Raw genomic sequence first — 21,121 nt, 5'->3', positions numbered from 1 at the left:
GGTTGACCATGAGAAGAACCAAAATTGTTACGACTCTGGGCCCGGCCACTGACCGGCCCGGCGTATTGGAAGAACTGATTCTCGCCGGTGCTAATACCGTCCGGCTTAACTTCTCCCATGGAGACGCCGCCGATCACCGGCGACGGGCAGAAGCCGTGCGAGAAATTACCGAACGCCTGGGATTACCTCCGGTCGCCATCCTTGCCGACCTGCAAGGTCCCAAAATTCGTATCGCGCGCTTCAAGGACAACGCCAAGGTTGAACTTCAGGATGGTCAGTCGTTTGTCCTGGACGTTGATTTTGACAAAGCCTCCGGCACTGCAGAACGCGTGGGCATCGACTACCCGGAGCTGGCCAAGGACAGTAAACCGGGTGACGTATACCTGCTCGATGATGGCCGGGTTCGGGTGACGGTAGACTCCGTTGAAGGCAATGCCGTCAACACGACCGTCACTCAAGGTGGTGTGTTATCAAACAACAAAGGGATCAACAAGCTCGGCGGCGGACTTTCGGCGGCGGCGCTGACCCCCAAAGATAAAGAAGACATTCGTATTGCTGCAGACATCGGCGTGGATTATGTCGCTGTGTCGTTCCCAAGAAGCGCTGAGGACATGCACCAGGCTCGTGAACTGTTGCGCGCTGCCGGTTCGACCGCTGAGCTGGTCGCAAAACTCGAACGTGCCGAGGCGGTACTGGATCACGATAATCTTGACCGAATCATTCTGGCTTCCGACGTTGTCATGGTCGCTCGTGGCGATCTGGGGGTTGAGATTGGAGACCCTGAACTGATTGGTGTCCAAAAGCACATCATCAAACGTGCCCGAAGCCTCGACAAAATTGTCATCACGGCCACTCAGATGATGGAATCGATGATTGCCAACCCGTTCCCAACACGTGCAGAAGTCTTTGACGTTGCGAATGCGGTTCTCGATGGCACCGATGCCATCATGTGTTCTGCGGAAACGGCCGCCGGCCAGTACCCGATTGAAACCGTCAAAACCATGAGCGACATCTGTCTCGGGGCTGAAAAACATAAATTGACGACCGAATCGAAGCACCGAATCGGATCGGAGTTTAAGCGCATCGACGAGGCCATGGCCATGTCGGTGATGTATGCGGCGAACCATCTGCGTGGCGTTAAAGCCATACTGTGCATGACCGAATCCGGTTCGACACCCAAATGGATGTCGCGCATCAGTTCGGGGCTGCCGATCTACGCGTTAACCCGCCATGCGGCTACTCAACGACGCGTCTCACTTTACCGTGGTGTGGAAGCCATTGGCTTTGATGACACCAGCGAACCGCTGAACCAAATTAACAAACTGGCCGTAGACGAAGTGAAGCGTCGGGGTATTGTCCGCGATGGTGATCTGGTGATTCTCGCGTATGGCGATCACCAAGGTGTTCATGGCGGCTCAAATACATTTAAGATTGTAAGTGTCGGTAATATCCTGTAAAAAGGCGCCACAATTTATAAATCTCACGAAACGGCAGCCTATGGGTTGCCGTTTGTCGTTTCAGGGCCGGAAAAAAGCGAAATTTCGCCAGACAGGCCAACATCGCTGGATGATGGATCCATGCTGGAAACGAAAAAGTGACAGAGTTTTGTTGAACCAAATTCAACACAGAAAGTTTCAATATAGCCTGCTAAGCTTGTTTGAATTTTTTAACACTTACTAACGGTTACATATCCGTTATCAGTTGGGGAAGTCTTTATGGAACACGATATAGATCCTATTGAAACACAGGAATGGCTGGATGCACTGGCTTCCGTGCTTCGTGAGGAAGGCAATGACCGTGCGCAATTTCTGCTGAAGCGCCTTTCAGATGAAGTGTCCAGTTCGGGCGAAGATGTACCTTTTGCCATCAACACGCCTTTCCGCAATACCATCCGTTTAGATGAAGAGCCCAAATACCCTGGCGATAATGAGCTGGAACGCAAAATCCGCGCAATGATTCGCTGGAACGCCGTTGCCATGGTGGTTCGAGCCAACAAGTCCGGCGACGATCTGGGCGGACACATTTCCAGTTTCCAGTCATCTGCGACCCTGTACGATATCGGCTTTAACCATTTCTGGCGCGCGCCAACCGCCACTCACCCGGGAGACATGGTGTACTTCCAGGGTCACATTGCGCCGGGCATCTATGCTCGCTCGTTTGTTGAAGGCCGCCTGACCGAAGAGCAGTTGGACAATTTCCGCCGTGAAGTCGATGGCAAAGGTCTGTCCTCCTACCCTCACCCATGGCTGATGCCGGATTACTGGCAGTTCCCAACCGTTTCCATGGGTCTGGGCCCGATTCAGGCAATCTATCAGGCGCACGTCATGCGCTACCTGGAAAACCACGAAAAAATTGAAAAAGGCGGTCGTGTCTGGGCCTTCCTCGGTGACGGTGAAATGGACGAACCGGAATCGCTCGGTGCCATTTCCCTGGCCGGCCGTGAACACCTCGACAACCTGAACTTCGTGATTAACTGTAACTTGCAGCGGCTGGACGGTCCGGTTCGCGGTAACGGTAAAATCGTTCAGGAACTGGAAGGCATGTTCCGCGGCGCTGGCTGGAACGTGGTCAAAGTTATCTGGGGTCGTCATTGGGATAAGCTGTTTGCAGCGGATAAAAAAGGTCTGTTGCAGAAGCGTATGGATGAAGTGGTTGATGGTGAGCTGCAGGCCTATAAATCCCACGGCGGCGCGTACACGCGTGAACACTTCTTCGGTAAATACCCTGAACTGGCAGAGCTGGTCAAAGACCTGTCCGACGAAGATATCTACCGTCTGAACCGTGGTGGTCACGATCCTTACAAAGTCTACGCGGCCTTCCAGAAGGCGGTAAGCGACAACAACGGTCAGCCAACCGTTATTCTGGCTCATACCGTTAAAGGTTACGGCATCGAAGCCGGTGAAGCGAAAAACATGACGCACTCACTGAAAAAGCTGTCGGTTGACGATCTTAAAACCTTCCGTGACCGCTGTGGTGTGCCGATTTCCGATGAAGATCTTGAAGCCGGTAAGATTCCATTCTACCGCCCGAGCGAAAACAGCCCGGAAATGCAGTACATCCGCAACCACCGCAACAACCTGGGTGGCTACCTGCCAATGCGACGGGCCAAAGCGGAAGACAAACTGGAAGTACCGACATTGGAAGACTTCAGTGCCGTCACCAAAGACTCCGGTGACCGTGAAATCTCCACCACCATGGCGTTCAACCGCGTCCTGACGCAGTTACTGAAAGATAAGAAAATCGGTAACCGTATCGTGCCGATTGTTCCGGACGAAGCCCGTACCTTCGGTATGGAAGGCATGTTCCGCCAGTTCGGTATCTATTCTCCGTGGGGACAGACCTATATCCCGCAGGATAAGAACCAGGTCATGTGGTACAAAGAAGATGTCAAAGGGCAGATTCTGCAGGAAGGTATTAACGAGTCCGGCGCCATGAGCTCCTGGATTGCCGCGGCAACGGCCTATTCCACCTACAACTATCAACTGGTGCCGTTCTATGTGTACTACTCCATGTTTGGTTTCCAGCGTATCGGCGACCTGGCTTGGGCTTCTGGTGATTTACAGGCTCGCGGCTTCCTGATCGGTGCGACGTCGGGTCGAACGACCTTGAACGGTGAAGGCTTGCAGCACCAGGACGGTCACAGCCACATTCTGGCCGGCACGATTCCGAACTGCGTTACCTACGATTGCAGCTATGGCTATGAACTGGCAACGATTGTTCAGGACGGTTTGAAGCGTATGGTTGAAGATCAGGAAAATGTCTTCTACTACATCACCACACTGAACGAGAACTATCAGCACCCGGGCCTGGTTGACGACAAGATGGCCGACGGCATCAAGAAAGGCATGTACTTGCTGGAAGATGGCGTGAAAAAAGGCAAAAAGACCGTTCAGCTGATGGGGTCTGGCTCCATCATGCAGGAAGTTCGTGCCGCCGCTGAAATGCTGCGCGACAACTGGGGCGTACAGGTCGATGTCTGGGCTGTGACCAGCTACAACGAGTTAACGCGTGAAGCACTGGATGCCGATCGTGAAAACCTGCTGAACCCGGAAGCCAAACCACGTGAATCTTACGTCACTGAAGTCATGAAAGGCCGTCGTGGTCCGGTAATTTCAGCCAGCGACTACATGAAGAACTATGCGAACCAGATTCGCAAATGGGTTCCTCAGGAATATCACGTACTGGGTACCGACGGTTTCGGCCGATCCGATTCCCGTGCACAGCTGCGTCACTTCTTCGAAGTCGACCGCAACTGGATCACTGTCGCGGCTCTGAAGGCTCTGGCTGATGAAGGCACCATTGAAGCGAAAGAGGTCACCGCCGCGTTCGAGAAACTCGGTCTGGATACCAACAAACCTAACCCAGTGACAGTGTGATAGCAGAATTAGGAGTTTTTCATGACAACTGAAATTATCCGGGTACCCGATATCGGTATGGATTCTGCCACCTGTATTGAGGTGAGCGTTAAAACCGGGGATACCATCGAAGTCGATGACACCATCGTGGTACTCGAATCCGATAAAGCCTCCATGGACGTACCCGCCCCAATGGCCGGAAAAGTCGTCCAGGTGAAAATCAGTGAAGGTGACAGTGCGGCTGAAGGTGACGAACTGATTTACATTGAAACCGCAGACAGTGGCAGCGATGACAACTCGCAAGACGAGTCCGAGGCCAAGCCTGCTGCCAAGGAAGAGCCTAAACCAACCCCGGCTGCATCAAAACCAGCGGGTGCAACCGGTGGCGGCGTAAAACCGGTCAAAGTACCGGACATTGGCATGGACAGCGCCAGCGTCATCGAAATTGCCGTCAGTGTCGGAGACACCATTTCGGAAGAAGACACCCTGATCGTTCTGGAGTCCGACAAGGCCTCAATGGACGTCCCGTCTCCGGACGCAGGTGAAGTCGTTGCGATCAAGGTTAACGAAGGTGACTCCGTCTCAGAAGGGGATGTCATCATCGAACTGAAAGCTGCCGGCGACAGTTCAGAGGAGGCTCCTGCGCAACCGGCCAATACAGAGTCAGCTCAGGCGGCCCCTGGGGCAACATCACCCAAAGCTCCGTCGGCGCTGGAAGAGGTGAAAATACCGGATATCGGGATGGACAGCGCCAAAGTTATCGAAGTCTCGGTTAAACCCGGTGACGTTATCGCCGAAGAAGACACGATTGTGGTACTGGAGTCAGATAAAGCCAGTATGGACGTCCCCTCCCCGGCCGCCGGTGAAGTGATCTCAGTCTCGGTCAACGAAGGCGATGATGTCTCCGAAGGCACCCTTGTACTGACGATTAAAGCCGAGGGCTCTGAACCAGCGGCACCGGCAGAAGCCGCTGATCAACCCAGCAAGTCATCGTCACCAGCGCCAGCACCGGCTACTGAGTCATCTCAGGCACCCGTTATTTCGAATGCCTACGAAGACGCTCCGATCCGACCAAGCAAAAATGTACACGCCGGTCCGGCCGTCAGACGCCTGGCTCGTGAGTTCGGTGTCGACCTGGCTAAGGTGCCTGGCAGCGGTCCACGCAATCGCATTCTGAAAGACGACGTCGCGGGTTGGGTGAAGAAACGCCTGCAAGAGCCTCAGCAGCCTGCGGCCGGTGCCGGTTTACCAACGGTGCCCGATCAGGATTTCTCCAAGTTCGGTGAAGTCGAAATCGTTGACATGAACCGCATCCAGCAGATTACTGCGGTTAACATGGTGCGTAACACACTGGTCGTTCCACACGTCACTCAGTTTGACGAAGCCGATGTCACCGACACCGAGGCGTTCCGTCAATCACTGAAACCTGACATGGAAAAACGCGGTGTTAAAATCAGTCCGTTGGCCTTTATTGTCAAAGCCTGTGCCTCAGCGCTCGAAGAGTTTCCGAAGTTTAACGTGTCGTTGATGGCCGATGGCAAACGCTATGTCCAGAAGCACTACATCAACATCGGAGTGGCCGTAGACACGCCTAACGGTCTGATCGTACCGGTCATCAAAGATGCCGATAAAAAATCGATCTGGCAGATCGCTGAGGAAATCATCGATTTCGCCAAGCGCGGTCGCGACGGCAAGGTGAAGCCTGCTGAAATGCAAGGTGGCTGCTTTACGGTTTCCAGTCTCGGTGGCTTAGGCGGAACGGCCTTTACACCGATTGTGAACACACCTGAAGTCGCCATTCTCGGGGTTTCCAAGAACTCCGTGAAACCGCATTGGAACGGTTCGGAATTTGTACCACGTACCTTTACTCCGTTGTCGCTCTCTTATGACCACCGGGCGATTAACGGCGCCGATGCTGCGAAGTTCACGACCTATCTGTCCACTGTCCTTGCGGACGTGCGTCGATTGGTTCTGTAACCCTGTCGTTATCTGATCAATAAACCGGCTTCGGCCGGTTTTTTTATGCCGCAAACCTGATTCGTCGCACCAGATAACACCGTCAGTGCTTCCAGATGATACTTTGCTGATAGCAGTTAACAGACCTTCAGAAGTCTCATACAGTAGGCATCAGTTCAACGCACAGCAGACATGAAGTCTGACAGAGTTGAATTAAGGGCACCTCTAATAAGTCTGATGGAGCTCTGCGGAGCCTGAACCGTTCAGTGGTGAGGTTCAATAGCTGGATAATAGTTATTCTATATCCGGCTATTGATAACGATGTCCACTGGGCTGTTCAGACCCGCCCGAAGGGGCTTTCAGAAAAAGCGCCTGTCGTTGTTCCGGTTATTGCAAAGGTCCCGACATTCACTGCAAACCGCGCCTAGACAGCCACTTTTTCTGAAAGGCCAGAGCCCCATCAGACTTATTAGAGGTGCCCTTAAAGGAGCTGTTTGCCCAAGGAAGGCAGGTTTCACGGATGGAACTTCAGGGATGGGCATCAGGACGATGCTTACAAGGCAGTTAGAAAAGGGGCGAATGACTCAATCATTCGCCCCTTTTTCAGTTCAGAAAGCCGCTAGCTTATTCTTGTCCCGCCGATAACAGTTCTTTGTTTGCGCAACTGATATGAATCGCGCTTTTACCAGTCAGGGCCTGAGCAGTTATGGAAGGAACCTGATGCACCCACTTAAAATTCCAGTGGCCTTGCATTTGGTCAATCTGTTGAAACGCCAGAGTTTCCTTTAACATTTCAAGTTGCTGATGAGTGCAGCAGATAATAATCCGGTTAAAGGCCAACGCCTTTCGTTCAATGATGGTCATCAGGGAGATAAACATCTGATCGATCAATCCGCTCAACTCGCCTTTCTCGATAATCTGAGCATTGTCCTTACACATTTCATGAGTAAACCATTGCGACTTACCCAAGGTTCCGCCAATACGACTCATCAGATTTTCATGCAGTAATGCGTCACGAGCGACGCCGTTTAGCTCTGCAATAGAAATCAGAGAAAAAGTAACGGTGCGTTGCGAGATCTGTTCAAACAGCGCCTTGAGTTTGGTCAGCGACACACTTTCTTCCGGATCTTTGGACTGCAGGAGCTTTTGTGCCTGCCACATAATCAGGCTGATACCGCATAACCAGTTTCCCGTTGGTACTTCCAGCGATACCAGCTTTCCCGTAGGCCGATTGTTCTGCGCGAAAAAGTCGGCGTACTGTGTTTTTTGAACAACCTGTGCCTTCTGGATTTCCGATTGATACTCGGGATAAAGCTCAGCGCTGGGGGAGAAAACAAAACAGGCGTCGTTGGTCAAAAATTGTTCTGCCAAAAAGTCAGCCCAACGAACGGTCGGCTGCTTTACGTCAAATGACAGTTTCGGCACCGACTCGAGACTTTGAGCAAAAGCCTCCCGTTCATCAGGGTCGGTCGAATCCGCCATCATCTCACCGTTTAACAGAATGCTGGTATGTTTAAATGCTAAATTAGGCATTTCTTGTGGATTAAACAGCGGAACGGACACCGTTGAATCGCCGAGCAGTTTTATGGAATCGATTCTACTCATTCTGTGCTTTCTTATCGTTGTTATCAGGGTATGGGCTAATTTAAAACAAAACAGCGTCTAAAAAAACGAGAAATTAGACCTTTACTTGACTCAACAACGGGGATTTTCGATAGCCATTAAACACTGACTAAGAAAAATGCGGAAACTAAAATAAATCCGACTAGGAGAGAGAGAAAGGATAGGACCCGATCAACGGTTTGCCAATCGGGTCCTGTACGTCATGAGCAAAATAAAGGATTACCCTTTGCCTTCTGCATAAATGTTCTCAAAACAAAAGTTAGTCGCTTCAACAAACCCCTGAACGGAACCACAATCAAAGCGTTTTCCCTGAAAACGGTAAGCTAGGACAACACCATCCTGAGCCTGGGTTTTCAAAGCATCCGTGAGCTGAACCTCATCATTGACACCCGGAGGAGTCACTTTCAGGATATCGAAGATATCGGGCGTCAGGATGTACCGACCGATAACGGCCAAGTTGCTTGGAGCGTCTTCTTTTTTGGGTTTCTCAACCATGTCGGAGACCCGATAGAGGCCATCCTTCATCTCTTCTCCGGCGATAACCCCATACTTATGAATTTCATCTTCCGGCACTTCCATAACCGCGACAATGGAACAGCGGAACTGCTTATGCACCTTCACCATCTGAGCAAGCACGCTGTCTTCGCCCTCTGTGTTTACGCACAAATCATCGGCCAATACCACGCCAAAGGGCTCGTTACCGACCAGTGTTTCACCGGCAAGAATGGCATGTCCCAGGCCCTTCATTTCTTTCTGACGGGTGTAGGAAAACACGCCCTCGTCCATCACGTGACGGATGGAGCTTAAATACTGTTCTTTTGAAGAACCGGAGATCTGATGCTCCAGTTCATATGAAATATCGAAGTGATCGGCAATGGCACGCTTTCCCCGGCCGGTGACAAAACCGACATAATTCAAACCTGCATCAATGGACTCTTCCACGCCGTATTGAACCAGCGGCTTGTTCACCACCGGCAGCATTTCCTTTGGCAAAGCCTTGGTCGCCGGCAGAAACCGGGTTCCATAGCCACCTACCGGGAATAGACATTTTCGTATCATACTTCCTTATCCTTTTTCACTCAGGGTTAACCATACTCTAGCAAGACCCAAACCAAGTCGGGTAATCCGCCCTCACCTTACGAATGACGGCTTTGGCATCAACAGCCATGACTAAAATTGTGCAACATTGTGCACCATTTTAATCAGTCGCACTAGAAAAGCGCATGTCCCTTTCAGTAAAGAAACTGACGTTACGCTGTTACCGCCGAGCCCCTCCGCTTCGGTAGTCTGTCTGCAGATTCCGAGAAACAAACGGCGCCATAAAAACAAACCCGAATGGGGGGAGATTTGAGTGACTATTAACGATTTCTACAAACATCTCTGGAACGATTACATCCAAATGACTCCGCAGGCTGAAACCATTCGCCAGGCGCTCCTCGATCGAGGAGAGCAGGTAAGAAATGATCACGTGGCCTTTCGAACCTTCAATATTGGCCCGATGCGGCTTGAAAAACTGGAGCCTTTCATCTTAGAACTGGGGTATCAACGTTACGAGCCCTACCATTTTCCAGCGAAAAAGCTGGACGCCTACGGCTATATTCCTCCGTCAAACGACCTGCCAAGAATTTTCATCAGCGAGCTTCGGGTTCAGGAGTTAAGCGGAACCTCGCAGACGATCATCCAAGGCCTGGTTGACCAGGTCGACGAAGCGCAAATCAATGATGCCAGCATTTTCTGGCGTGGCCCGCTGTGGCAGGTTCCGAGCTATTCTGACTATCAGACCCTGGCAGAAGAAAGCGAATATGCGGCCTGGTTAAGCATCATTGGTCTGCGGGCTAATCACTTTACAATTGATATCAACGCTCTGTCGCAGATTACGGAAGTATCGGAAATGAACTCTCTGATTGAATCGCTCGGCTATTCGATTAATGACAGTGGCGGCCGGGTAAAAGGCTCACCTGAAGTCCTGCTCGAGCAATCCTCCACCATGGCCAGCAAACAGGCCATGACGTTTGCCGGGGGTGAACAGCACGAGGTAACCACCTGTTATTACGAGTTTGCCAAACGGTATCTGGATCATGATGGACAGCTGTATCAAGGTTTTGTTGCGGCCAGCGCCGACAAGATTTTCGAATCGACCAACATGAAAACCACCGGCTGACGCTTCCCCGAATGCTCCACCCTTTGGGCGTTGTGCTGATCAACGCCCTGTTTTACTCTCAGCCTCACACTCCTGTTTGAAGACACTGCTTGTGACTTACACCCCGGTAAACACCCTGCTTTGGCTCGACCTGCCCGTGCTCAATCTGGAACGCGCCCTGGCCTTTTACAGTGCGGTACTCGACAGCTCGCCGCTGCATCGCGATCTCACCGCCGGCAATGCGACCTTTCAGCTGTCGCCTCAGGGCTCTGGGCTGACCTTAATCCGAGCCGACAGCGTTGAGCCTTCTCAGGTGACACCTTATCTGAACTGCCATGGCCGCCTCGATCAGGCACTGGCTCAAGTACGCCTGCATCAGGGGAAAATCCTAAAAGAACGGCATTCGATGGAACCCTTTGGCGAACGCGCCGTCATACTGGATTCTGAAGGAAACCGATTGGCGCTGCACAGCGCCTGAAGAGAGTATGAATCCAATATGTGCTTAGCTGTCATTGATTATCAACCGGATCGCACCGTACCGGTTCGCATTGTCACCAACCGCGATGAGTTTCGCGACCGACCGGCCCGTGATATGCATTTATGGCCGGACCAGCCCATCGTCGCCGGTCAGGACCTGAAGGCCGGAGGCACCTGGATGGGCGTAACAACGGATCGACGGTTTGCCCTGCTGACCAACATTCGACCCGGTTATGTCGGTGTTCAGGGGGAAAGAAGCCGAGGTGATCTGGTGGTCAGTTTTCTCGCCCATCAGGATACCATCGAAACCTTCCACGCCAACATACGCGCTGAAATTCAGAACTATGCGGGGTTCAACCTGCTGCTCGGGGATGCACGCCGGGTGTTCTGGTTCAGTTCCGATCATCCAGACGGTCAATGGCTGGCTCCGGGCATACACGCGTTGTCGAACGACGCCCTGAACACGCCCTGGCCGAAAACCGAGCTGGCGCGTGAGCAGATGGTGCAGCAAGGTCAACAGGTGGATCAGGGATCAACTCAACACACCATACTGGGCTCAACCCAAACAGCCCCCATCGCCAGCTTGCCAAACACCGGTATTCCACCGGACTGGGAAGCCCGCCTGTCGGCACAAACCATCATCGGCGAAGGCTATGGCACCCGAACGCGCACCCAGCTCGCACTCAGTCACGACCAGGCGCTGCTGATTGAGACGCAACTCAATACCGCAGGAAAGTCTGAACGAGAAGTAAGGTTTACCCTCTAATCGGCGTTTATAGCTTTACAGACGCCGATTCGCATTGACCGGAAGTGTATTGCGGATGACCTGATCTGCCGCCGGATCAAGCTTGAAGAAAGCCAGGCCCGGATCCAAACCTATGGACTCAACACGTCCCCAGGCATCGACGATCATGGAATGCCCCCAGGTCGAACGCTTGGCGTCGTGGTCACCGCATTGGTTCACTGCAATCAGGCTATAGCCGTTTTCAATGGCACGGGCGCGGCACAGGGGCTCCCAATGCGCCTCACCGGTTTTTGCCGTGAAGGCCGAGGGCAATGTGACGAAGTCGGCTCCCTGATCGTTCAGTGCCCTGAAAAGCTCCGGAAAACGCAAATCGTAACACACGGATAAACCTAACCGACCCCAGGGAGTCAACAGTGTGACCACCTTGTCACCGCCACTGTAGCTGTCCGATTCCCGGTAAGCGCCCTGTCGGTCGCCAACCTCGGCATCAAACAGGTGAATCTTGTCATAGAAGCCAACCAACTCACCATCGGCATCCACCACATGGCAGCGCGCCCGAGGCAGCCGATCTTCATCCGTCATCACCGGTACGGTCCCGGCCACAATCCAGACCTGATAACCTTTTGCCCATTGACGTACCGCCTGACCTACCGAACCATCAAAGGCACGCTCCTGATCGGCCAAGGCGGACTGATCTTTAACCCCGAACAACGCGAAGGTTTCTGGCAACACCAGCATCTGTACATCCTGCAGATCGGCGTTTGCCAGTTGTTGGTCAATCCAGTTCAGGTTGTCGTTTAGGCTATCGGTACTGGTCATCTGAACGGCGCAAACAGTAAAAGGTTGTGTCATGGTGTCACCACTCCATCCGGTACCACCTGATTGACCCGGTCAGTCACAGAGGGACCGTCTTCTCCAAGATTGTTGTCGAACACGCGGTAAAACCGGGTGACCGGGTCATTAAAGGATCCGGTAATGTGCATTCGAGCGGAACTGAGCCGCTCCAGCTCATTATTAAATACCCGTTCAGTCACATAGATGGCCGCCGCTGCCTGTGGTGATACACCCGCCAACAACGCCACCAGAGGGAAAGTGGACGATAGCGGCACCGTAAAGACCATATCGATGTCGACTTCGTCCGCTAACAGGTCCGCGTCCCCACTGAACTTAAACTTTGTCGCGGAACCATCAATAATGAGCTTTTCACCAACACGGGCAAAACCGCGATCAAAAATCAGCTCGCCTTCTACCATGTCAAAGGTGATACCAGACTGCAACAGATCGGAGAAATCCAAGGCCAGCCGCTGAATCACCCGGGTAAAGTTCAGCAGGCCGATCAGTTTCAGACCTTCATAATCATCGATCTGGACGATAGAGCCCCGGTTCAACCGCAGATCAATGCCACCGCGGATGCGTTTGAAATCAAAAAAGGCGGGCGAGCCCTGCCAGTCGATGGCCATATCAAACCAGCCGCTGGTGCTGGACAGAACCGGAGCATATCCCCAGGTATTCAAGACCTGCTGTATATCACCTACAGCGACCCGTCCGGTATATCGGGACAGGTGTTCACCGTCAGAGAATGACCACACCAGTTGCCCGGTCAGTTCCGCGCCGGTCATTTCTCCGGTCACATTCTGGACGACCATGGCACTGTCCTGGCGTTGCACTTCGCCGCGCCAACTGCCCAGATCGCGCTGATTCCAGATGAGCTTGTTAATCTGAACCTGCATGGGCGGGACATCGGTCGGACGAAATGCCTTCAATGGGTCGAGTTCATCTTCAAAAGCGACCGTTGACGGCTCTGTGGTCAGGTTCAGCCAATCAACGTCGACAAACAGTTCCGCATCGTCATGGGGTATCAGCACCTGACCCTGCCCTTCATTGGCATCAAACTCCGTTAACCAGGCATCGTCATTACGCAACAAGGTCAGATGCGCATTACCCCAGTCTTGCGCCAGATAGCTCAACCGGTCTGACCGGATGTCGACAGCCTGAATCAGCGCTTCGAATGAAACCTGGGCGTCATCGGCATTCGATTGTTGGTAGAGCTCCCGAGTCTGTTGAATGGCTTGCCACCAGGCACTCGCATCAAGATTGTCCGAGCGAATATCAAAATACACACCCTCATCCCCCCTAACGTTTAAGGGGCGTTGATAAGCCACGGTTCCACGCCGTATGGCGCGATTCTGATCCAGTTCAAAATAACTCTGAAGCCGCTCATCGGCCGACGCTTTGATCATTGTCCAGTTCCGTTCATCAAGAACCACCTCGAGGCTCAAAGGCCAGTCCATGCCTGCCGATTTGTTCATCGGTTCAGGAAAGTCCAGAGCCATCGTCGACAGATCACTTTTGGATCGAATCAGCGTTCGGCCATTGTTCACCTCCACGGTAGTGTCATGTGAGACAATGGCCGGGTTATCAGTCAGGTAGGCGTCTGAGAAGCGTTCGCCCCAGTAACGAATGGCAGTCTCTCCGGTTACGGTCAGGTCCAATTGCGCGCCGTCGCCACCCAGTGGCGCCTGAAACCCAACACGTTGTACCAGCCCATCGTGCTTCAGCTGTAAGCCCTGGCTTTGTAAGCCCTGTTCGAGATTGAACGACAGCGGTCCCGCTATTTCAGTCAAAGTCAGGTCTAAGTTCCCGAGGTCGGCGGACACCCCTTCTAATCGGGATTCGATGGCCACCTGAAAGTCTTCAGGGGCGGATAACGGTACCGACAACTGCAGGTTCCCGGATAGCGGCCCCTGCGCGGTCCAGGTATCGAGCAGACCATTCAGGTTCGAACTCAACGGACCACGCTGCAGAAAACCCAGAGTGTCTGAAGCATCGGCCGAGAGCGCGAGGTCCAAAGACAGGACATTCGTCGCAAACGGCAAATTAAGATGGTAATCAGAAATCAGGAAACCCGGGTACTCACCCGCTTGACCACTGACCGCCAACCCCTGACGGTCCAGGCTGAGCTGGCCATTTAAATTGAAGGCTGACGCCCAGTCATCCAGAAACCGAACCTGGCCCTGCTGAACCTCTGATTCCAGAAAGAACTGACTCCGGTTCCGGCCGTTCACATCGACGGCCGACAGATAGTTCAAATGAACCAGCGGAAAGCGGGCCTGCTCAATCCGGTTGCTCATCCAACTCAGTGTCGATTCTGCAACATTGGCGTTGTCCGCTAACGCGAGTGCCCACGGGTACGATACGTCCTGTGCCGTCAACTGGACGTCGACCAACGCCTCCCGACCGGCTTGCCGATTGACCAGAAACGGGGAAATTGATGACCAGTTGACCTGAACGGACTGAGGCGTGCCAGTACGCCCGTCAACCGCTGAACGCCCTGACTTCAGGATCACCTCACCCGCCCCGCGGGCAAACAAGCCCTGACCCGGCGCGCTGGACCATTCCAGTTCAGCAGCGGTGACTTCACTGTCGAACGGCTCTGCGTAGAGACCCGGTAAATGCAGTTGCGCATTCGGTGAAGTCGCCTGTAAGCGCCCACGAGAACCTTCGACGCGGATATTTCCGGAGAGTTGCTGAAGACCGGGCACCCCTTTGTGCGCCTGGAAGCGCAGATCGTCAATTTGAGCACTCAATTTCAGAGACTCGGCGTTGCCGCCGGTCATGGTCATCACCCCTTGCTCGACAAACCCCTGCGGCGCCAGGTTTCGCCAGAAGCCGTTAGGATCGTCCAATGCGAGAAAGGCTCCCACCAGATCAGCTGGCAATGAGTCCCACTCCACTTTCAGTCGATCAGCACGATAGTCCAACTTGGCCTGAGTGGTTTCAAACTCACGATCACCTATCTGGTAATCGGACAGGTTTAACCAGGTTTCGATGCCATTTTCCCGTCGTTCGACATAGCCTTCGAAATGCGCACCATTCAGCTCAATGACGTCGTAAGTGCCTGCATAGGTCAAAGACTCGGTCGTCAAACGCACCGTCAGATCCCGCCATTGACTACCGTCCAGGTTTAACCAGTACTCGCCCGCCATTTCAGCGCGCCCGATACCGTCGGCCACCTCTTGCAGCCAAGGGGATAAATCGATTGTGCCATGGCGCAGATACAACCGGTTTTTGGTGTTCTGAATCTGACTGGTCTCGAGCTGTAACTCGATCGGCACGTCGATCTGATTGGCCCGGATACTTGCGCGAGCCACCAGAAAGTTCTCACTGCCATAGCCCGCCAATTGCCCATCGTGCAGAATCAGCTCAAAACGCGGCAGCTCTAACGGACGGACCGCAAGCCGGGTATTAACGAAATTCACTTCCTGCTGCCGCTGAAGCAGCGCCAGCAACTCGCTCAGCTCGACCCGGCCGCCACTGCCGCTTAACCCCTGCAGCGACCAGCCTTCGCGTGTTTCAATCAACTCAGCCTGAAAGTCGGTCAACTCAAAACGGATAAAGGATAAACCGCCGCGTGAAATCGACTCGTAAATGCCCGGCGCCAGCGTCATTTGGGCAACTCGGATGTCATCACCCAGCGTCACATCGGACAAATGAACAACCGGATTGAAGCGCACCCACTCCCCATGCAACTCTCCGATGGTGACCGGGGTGCCGAGCTGTCCGGACAACCAGACTTCGATTTCCGGCTGAATGCGATCGATATAGGGGAAAAATTGTCGACCCAGAGCGAGGTAAGCCGCCAACACCAGAACCCAGAAAGCGGCAACTTTGAGCAGCGCGTTTCGCGCGGCTGTCCAGAATCGAGATTGGAACATGCTGGCCATGCCTGTGCGCCGTCAGTCGGCCGGCTGACTATTGCAGAATGACATCGAACTGCTCCTGAGTGTACATCGGCTCCACCTGGAATCGGATCGGCTTACCGATAAACTCCTCGAGATCGGCAACATTCGAAGACTCTTCGTCGAGCAAACGATCGACCACCGACTGAGAGGCGAGCACCAGATACTGGTCGTTATTATAGGCACGTTCTTCGCGGAGGATTTCACGGAAGACTTCATAACAGATGGTCTGCGCCGTTTTCTGACGTCCCTTACCCTGGCAGACACTGCAGTTTTCCGTCAGCACATGCTCCAGGCTTTCACGAGTCCGTTTGCGGGTCATTTCAACCAGCCCAAGTTCCGACACGCCGGTCACTTTGCTTTTCGCATGATCCCGTTCGAGGTGCTTCTCCAACATCCGGTGAACCTGTCGACGGTGCTCCTCGTCTTCCATATCAATAAAGTCCAGGATAATGATGCCACCCAGATTACGCAGACGAAGTTGTCGGCAAATCGCCGAAACCGCTTCGAGATTGGTTTTAAAGATGGTTTCTTCGAGATTCCGATGCCCGACAAACGCCCCGGTATTCACGTCAATGGTGGTCATCGCCTCGGTTTGATCAATAATCAGATAGCCACCGGATTTCAGCTCCACCTTGCGCGACAGCGCCCGGGATATTTCATCTTCGACAGCAAACAGGTCAAACACCGGTCGCTCACCGGGATAATACTCAAACAGGTCAACCACTTCCGGTGTGTACTTGGTGACAAAATCCTGCACTTTGACAAAGGTCTCTTTCGAGTCGATACGGATTTTTTCAACATCGACTCGGATCATATCGCGCGCAACCCGCAGAAAAAGCGGCAGATCTTCATAAATCATGGTGGCCGGTTCGTTTTCCGTCATTCGCTCCTGCAGAACCCGGAAAACCCGCTTCAGATAATTCATGTCCGAGCGAATCTCACCCTCACCCACACCCTCGGCCGCTGTGCGCAGAATAAAACCACCCTGCTCAATCTCTTCCAGCGTCTTGGTATGGTCCACCAGTTTTTTCAGACGATCGCGTTCTTCTTCTCCATCAATGCGCTGAGAGACCCCGATGTGATTTGACGCCGGCATGAACACCAGATAACGCGAAGGAATGGACAACGCCGTGGTCAACCGTGCGCCTTTAGTCCCGATAGGATCTTTAATCACCTGAACCACCAGGGCTTGTCCTTCACGAACCAATGATTGAATCGGCTTATGCGACTCATGGTCTGTACGGTCATGATCAATATCAGACGCATGAATAAACGCCGCCCGTTCCAGGCCGATATCAACAAAGGCCGCCTGCATTCCGGGCAACACCCGGACTACCTTACCTTTATAGATATTCCCGACGATGCCGCGGGTCTGACTGCGTTCGATATAGACTTCCTGCACGGCGCCGTTTTCAACCAGCGCTACGCGGGTTTCCATGGGGGTGACATTGACCAGTATTTCAGACGTCATTCGATTCTCGCGTTCACTGTTCGTTAGATGGTACTAAGCGTAAGCGACCCTGCCAGATCGGCAAGCCCGCCTGGCCCAGCAGTCGGGCGGTTTCATGTAAAGGAAGACCCACAACATTACTGTAACTGCCACGGATTTCTTCCACAAAGATGGCGCCCAGCCCTTGAATACCATAGCCACCGGCTTTGTCGGCTGGTTCTCCGGTCTGCCAGTAATGTTGAATATAGTCTTCCGTCAGTTCTGTAAAGGTGACGTCGGTACAGACACGTGTTTCGAACAGTGTCTGCTGGCTGACCAACGCCACAGCGGTAAAGACTTGGTGTGTACGACCAGACAGCGTGCGCATCATCGCCTGATAATCAGCCTCGGACTCCGGTTTCACCAGAATCTGACCGTCGATGGCGACCGTGGTGTCCGAACCCAATACCCACTGAGCATCGCTACGCTGAGCCAGGCCAGCCTGGGCCTTTTCCAGCGCCAGGCGAGACACATAACGATCGGCGGCTTCGCTGCTGCGAACCGATTCGACAATGTCAACGGAATGCGTCTGAAAATCCACACCCAGGGAAGCCAGCAGTTCGCGGCGACGAGGTGATTGAGAAGCTAAAACTAACATTATTGCACCCGGAACTTGATCTGTAGCGTTCGCAGCAAGCCATAGACCCAGGGCCATACGACGGCCGAGGTGAGTGCGGGCCAGATATGTAGCTCACCCGAGACCACGGACATCAGCCAGACCTTCAGCCACTGCGCGACAATGTGCGTCACACCTAAAATGAGAAACACCACCATGGCCTGTTGCCCTAATGGATACATTCTCAGACGCGCATGTAACAACAAAACGGTATAGGCCAGACCGGAATACACAAAGGCATAGAGCCCGAGCGTCGTGCCGGCCAACGTATCAAACAGGATACCGACCCCAAAGGAGACGAAGATGCCGAAGCGTTCCGGCAACACCAATACCCAGAAAATGATCAGCATGCCCACCCAATCCGGACGAGCAATTTCGAACCGCCCCATCGGTATCGCAGCAAGAAAAAAACCGACAAAGAAGGTAATAATGATCAGCCAAAGCCCATGCGGTGGTTTCTGTTTCACGAAGCCTCCTCCTGAAACACCATCAGCAGATTGCGGGATCGACCCAGTTCAGCCAATGGCCGGGCCCGGATCCGGGCAAAAGGCTCACCCGGGTCATGTTCAATGGCGACGACCTCAGCGACCGGGTACCCCGGCGGAAATCGATTTGCCAAGCCAGATGTCACCAACAGATCGCCCACCCGGATGTCGGCCGTATCAGGCACATATTCCATTTCCAGACTGGTCAGATCGCCCGTCCCCACTACAACGCTGCGCATACCATTGCGGTTAACATAAACCGGCACCGCGAGATTCACATCGGCCACCAGCGCAACTCGTGACGTCAACGAATCCACCTGAACAACCAAACCGAACAAGCCATCGGCATCAACAACTGACTGCCCGACGTAAACGCCATCCTGGGCGCCGCGGTTAAGTATGACCTGAATGCTGAATGGATCAGGATCAACGCTGACCAGTTCCGCACTGATGTAGGTCGATTCCAAACGGGCGGTGGCATCAAGCAAGCGTCGAAGCCGATCGTTCTCAGCTTCCAACACCGCGAGCTGCTGTGCTTTTTGCTGCAGGACGATCAGCTGACTGCGTAAGGTTCGGTTCGATTCAAGCAGTTCATTACGTTCGGAAAAGGTTTCCGACGTCCAGGAAAGCAGGTCAGACGGCAGCGACACCAAAGATTGAACCGGCGAGATAACATAAGAGACCGCCTGTCGAAGGCGGTCAGTCTGGGTAAAGCGGTGATCCAGAAACATCAGCATGATCGATATTGCAATGGCAACAGCAAACCGATACCCATGCTGTGGACCGACGGCAAATAAAGATTTGATGGCAATGTCTCCAGTTGACTAGCGAATTACCCCAGTGCAAGGCTGCTTCGCACTGGGGTCAGGGTCAGACCTTATTCAGAGCTGAAAAAGTCGATGTTTGCTTCGTCCATCATTTCCAGGGCGCGGCCGCCGCCACGCGCGACACAGGTCAGCGGGTCATCGGCAATGAGTACCGGCAGTCCGGTTTCCTCACTCAGCAACCGGTCGATATCGCGCAGTATGGCGCCACCACCGGTCAGTACCAGTCCACGCTCGGCAATGTCGGCTGCCAACTCCGGAGGCGTCTGCTCAAGAGCACTCTTCACCGCCTGCACGATAGCTGAAAGACTTTCCTGCAGTGCTTCGAGCACTTCGTTGCTGTTCAGCGTGAAACTGCGGGGGATCCCTTCGGCCAGGTTTCGACCACGAACATCGATCTCGCGGATTTCAGTTCCAGGGTAGGCACAACCGATTTCGATCTTAACCCGCTCTGCCGTCGCTTCACCGATCAAAGACCCGTAATTGCGGCGAATGTAAGAAACGATCGCTTCGTCAAACCGATCCCCACCAACACGTACGGACTCGCTGAAGACGATGCCATTCAAAGAAATGATCGCAATCTCGGTCGTACCACCACCGATGTCAACCACCATGGAACCACGCGCTTCTTCGACCGGCAAACCCGCACCAATCGCAGCGGCCATAGGCTCTTCAATCAAATAAACTTCGCGAGCACCGGCATCGTATGCCGATTCCCGAATGGCCTTACGCTCCACCTGGGTAGACTTACAAGGCACACAAACCAACACCCGCGGGCTTGGCGCAAACCAACTGTTCTCATGTACCTTGGCAATGAAATGCTGCAGCATTTTTGCGGTAACGGAGAAGTCGGCAATGACCCCATCTTTCATGGGGCGAATAGCCTGAATACTGCCGGGCGTTCGACCCAACATACGTTTGGCTTCCTCGCCAACCGCAGCGACCGTCTTTTGTGTGCCGGCCGTGCGAACTGCGACAACCGAGGGTTCATTCAAAACAATATCTCGGTCACGCACGTAAATAAGTGTGTTCGCCGTTCCTAAGTCGATCGACAAATCACTGGAAAAGAGTCCTCGGATTTTTTTAAACATTTTTTAACCGCTTTGAACCTTGGTAACTGGCATAGAAACAGCCCTGCAATGTATCAACGGCGGGGTTTTTGAGCAAGGAGTAAATGTGATAACGTATGCCCTTATCACGGTTTTTCCGGCAATTGCGCAGTTTTCATTCAATCCGTGATGAACCGGACCTCAAACCACTATCTTTCCTGAGCAAAAAGTCATCGGATCGGCTTCGAGCCGCTCTGTTTGCTCAGATTATGACTTTAGGAGACAACAAACCATGAGCCTAGACCGCTCTCAGGTTGAAACGGTCGCCAAGCTGGCGCGTTTAAAAGTTGAAGACCAGGAACTGGACAACTACGTCAACAGTCTCAACAGCATACTCGATCTGGCCGATCAGCTGCAGGCTGTGGATACCGAGGGTGTTGAACCTCTGGCCAACCCACTGGACGCCACTGCTCGCCTGCGCCCCGATACGGTGACAGAAACCAATCAGCGCGAAAAGCTGCAGAAAAATGCGCCACAGGCCGAAGCAGGCCTGTTCCTTGTCCCTAAAGTCATTGACTGAGGTTCGGATCATGCACGATAAACACTCAAGCAACTGGGCC

General features: G+C 53.3%; 16 protein-coding genes. 7 read left to right on the top strand and 9 right to left on the bottom strand.

The window, feature by feature from the left end; genetic code table 11:
* Positions 1–8: 8 nt before the first annotated feature.
* The 3 genes from pyk to aceF all read left to right on the top strand — a co-directional run bounded on the left by pyk (position 9) and on the right by aceF (position 6,332).
* The gene (gene pyk / locus MED297_RS04745; RefSeq protein WP_008042812.1) at positions 9–1,457 is read left to right on the top strand and encodes a pyruvate kinase; all 1,449 of its coding nucleotides are present in this window, start codon (positions 9–11) and stop codon (positions 1,455–1,457) included.
* A gap of 258 nt (positions 1,458–1,715) precedes the next feature.
* The gene (gene aceE / locus MED297_RS04740; RefSeq protein WP_008042811.1) at positions 1,716–4,376 is read left to right on the top strand and encodes a pyruvate dehydrogenase (acetyl-transferring), homodimeric type; all 2,661 of its coding nucleotides are present in this window, start codon (positions 1,716–1,718) and stop codon (positions 4,374–4,376) included.
* A 21-nt stretch (positions 4,377–4,397) separates the two neighbouring features.
* Entirely contained in the window at positions 4,398–6,332 is a 1,935-nt protein-coding gene (gene aceF / locus MED297_RS04735) for a pyruvate dehydrogenase complex dihydrolipoyllysine-residue acetyltransferase (protein ID WP_008042809.1), read from the top strand.
* Between the two features lie 603 nt (positions 6,333–6,935).
* Here aceF and MED297_RS04730 read toward each other — a convergent pair.
* A complete protein-coding gene (locus MED297_RS04730) occupies positions 6,936–7,916 on the bottom strand; it encodes a hypothetical protein (protein ID WP_008042806.1) in 981 nt (326 codons plus the stop codon).
* Between the two features lie 237 nt (positions 7,917–8,153).
* A complete protein-coding gene (galU, locus tag MED297_RS04725) occupies positions 8,154–8,993 on the bottom strand; it encodes a UTP--glucose-1-phosphate uridylyltransferase GalU (RefSeq protein ID WP_008042805.1) in 840 nt (279 codons plus the stop codon).
* A gap of 292 nt (positions 8,994–9,285) precedes the next feature.
* On the opposite strand from galU, the gene MED297_RS04720 reads away from it, so the two are divergent.
* The 3 genes from MED297_RS04720 to MED297_RS04710 all read left to right on the top strand — a co-directional run bounded on the left by MED297_RS04720 (position 9,286) and on the right by MED297_RS04710 (position 11,317).
* A complete protein-coding gene (locus MED297_RS04720) occupies positions 9,286–10,095 on the top strand; it encodes a DUF1338 domain-containing protein (RefSeq protein ID WP_040556450.1) in 810 nt (269 codons plus the stop codon).
* A 91-nt stretch (positions 10,096–10,186) separates the two neighbouring features.
* Entirely contained in the window at positions 10,187–10,552 is a 366-nt protein-coding gene (locus MED297_RS04715; protein WP_008042797.1) for a VOC family protein, read from the top strand.
* Between the two features lie 18 nt (positions 10,553–10,570).
* Positions 10,571–11,317: an NRDE family protein gene (locus tag MED297_RS04710; RefSeq protein ID WP_008042795.1), complete on the top strand. Its 747-nt coding sequence runs from the start codon at positions 10,571–10,573 to the stop codon at positions 11,315–11,317.
* A 15-nt stretch (positions 11,318–11,332) separates the two neighbouring features.
* Here the strand turns inward: MED297_RS04710 and MED297_RS04705 are convergent, their stop codons facing one another.
* The 7 genes from MED297_RS04705 to MED297_RS04675 form a co-directional block, all read right to left on the bottom strand.
* Positions 11,333–12,148 carry a carbon-nitrogen hydrolase family protein gene (locus MED297_RS04705; RefSeq protein ID WP_008042793.1) on the bottom strand — a complete coding sequence of 272 codons (816 nt, stop codon included), beginning with the start codon at positions 12,146–12,148 and terminating at the stop codon, positions 11,333–11,335.
* Positions 12,145–16,020 carry a YhdP family phospholipid transporter gene (locus MED297_RS04700; RefSeq protein WP_008042792.1) on the bottom strand — a complete coding sequence of 1,292 codons (3,876 nt, stop codon included), beginning with the start codon at positions 16,018–16,020 and terminating at the stop codon, positions 12,145–12,147. The genes MED297_RS04705 and MED297_RS04700 overlap by 4 nt, the downstream gene beginning before the upstream one ends.
* 28 nt (positions 16,021–16,048) lie before the next feature.
* Complete coding sequence (gene rng / locus MED297_RS04695; protein ID WP_008042790.1) at positions 16,049–17,509, bottom strand: ribonuclease G; 1,461 nt, start codon at positions 17,507–17,509, stop codon at positions 16,049–16,051.
* A gap of 13 nt (positions 17,510–17,522) precedes the next feature.
* Positions 17,523–18,125, bottom strand: coding sequence for a Maf family protein (locus MED297_RS04690; protein ID WP_008042788.1), 603 nt, complete (start codon positions 18,123–18,125; stop codon positions 17,523–17,525).
* Positions 18,125–18,610: a rod shape-determining protein MreD gene (gene mreD / locus MED297_RS04685; RefSeq protein WP_008042786.1), complete on the bottom strand. Its 486-nt coding sequence runs from the start codon at positions 18,608–18,610 to the stop codon at positions 18,125–18,127. Before mreD ends, MED297_RS04690 begins: the two co-directional genes overlap by 1 nt.
* Entirely contained in the window at positions 18,607–19,434 is an 828-nt protein-coding gene (mreC, locus tag MED297_RS04680) for a rod shape-determining protein MreC (RefSeq protein WP_083779334.1), read from the bottom strand. The genes mreD and mreC overlap by 4 nt, the downstream gene beginning before the upstream one ends.
* A gap of 71 nt (positions 19,435–19,505) precedes the next feature.
* A complete protein-coding gene (locus MED297_RS04675) occupies positions 19,506–20,543 on the bottom strand; it encodes a rod shape-determining protein (RefSeq protein ID WP_008042784.1) in 1,038 nt (345 codons plus the stop codon).
* Between the two features lie 250 nt (positions 20,544–20,793).
* Here MED297_RS04675 and gatC point away from each other — a divergent pair, with 250 nt between their 5' ends.
* Positions 20,794–21,081: an Asp-tRNA(Asn)/Glu-tRNA(Gln) amidotransferase subunit GatC gene (gene gatC, locus MED297_RS04670; RefSeq protein ID WP_008042782.1), complete on the top strand. Its 288-nt coding sequence runs from the start codon at positions 20,794–20,796 to the stop codon at positions 21,079–21,081.
* The last annotated feature ends 40 nt before the right edge of the window (positions 21,082–21,121 follow it).

It is taken from the genome of Reinekea blandensis MED297, assembly GCF_000153185.1.
Taxonomy (GTDB): domain Bacteria; phylum Pseudomonadota; class Gammaproteobacteria; order Pseudomonadales; family Natronospirillaceae; genus Reinekea; species Reinekea blandensis.
Note: the sequence above shows the minus strand (reverse complement) of the source record. Positions and strands in the feature narration are given on the sequence as shown.

Excerpts from the sequence above, each read along its gene's own strand:
- rng (WP_008042790.1), bottom strand. The coding sequence starts at position 17,509 with ATGACGTCTGAAATACTGGTCAATGTCACCCCCATGGAAACCCGCGTA.
- galU (WP_008042805.1), bottom strand. The coding sequence starts at position 8,993 with ATGATACGAAAATGTCTATTCCCGGTAGGTGGCTATGGAACCCGGTTT.
- MED297_RS04690 (WP_008042788.1), bottom strand. The coding sequence starts at position 18,125 with ATGTTAGTTTTAGCTTCTCAATCACCTCGTCGCCGCGAACTGCTGGCT.
- MED297_RS04705 (WP_008042793.1), bottom strand. The coding sequence starts at position 12,148 with ATGACACAACCTTTTACTGTTTGCGCCGTTCAGATGACCAGTACCGAT.
- MED297_RS04730 (WP_008042806.1), bottom strand. The coding sequence starts at position 7,916 with ATGAGTAGAATCGATTCCATAAAACTGCTCGGCGATTCAACGGTGTCC.
- MED297_RS04700 (WP_008042792.1), bottom strand. The coding sequence starts at position 16,020 with ATGGCCAGCATGTTCCAATCTCGATTCTGGACAGCCGCGCGAAACGCG.
- gatC (WP_008042782.1), top strand. The coding sequence starts at position 20,794 with ATGAGCCTAGACCGCTCTCAGGTTGAAACGGTCGCCAAGCTGGCGCGT.
- MED297_RS04675 (WP_008042784.1), bottom strand. The coding sequence starts at position 20,543 with ATGTTTAAAAAAATCCGAGGACTCTTTTCCAGTGATTTGTCGATCGAC.
- MED297_RS04710 (WP_008042795.1), top strand. The coding sequence starts at position 10,571 with ATGTGCTTAGCTGTCATTGATTATCAACCGGATCGCACCGTACCGGTT.
- pyk (WP_008042812.1), top strand. The coding sequence starts at position 9 with ATGAGAAGAACCAAAATTGTTACGACTCTGGGCCCGGCCACTGACCGG.
- aceE (WP_008042811.1), top strand. The coding sequence starts at position 1,716 with ATGGAACACGATATAGATCCTATTGAAACACAGGAATGGCTGGATGCA.
- aceF (WP_008042809.1), top strand. The coding sequence starts at position 4,398 with ATGACAACTGAAATTATCCGGGTACCCGATATCGGTATGGATTCTGCC.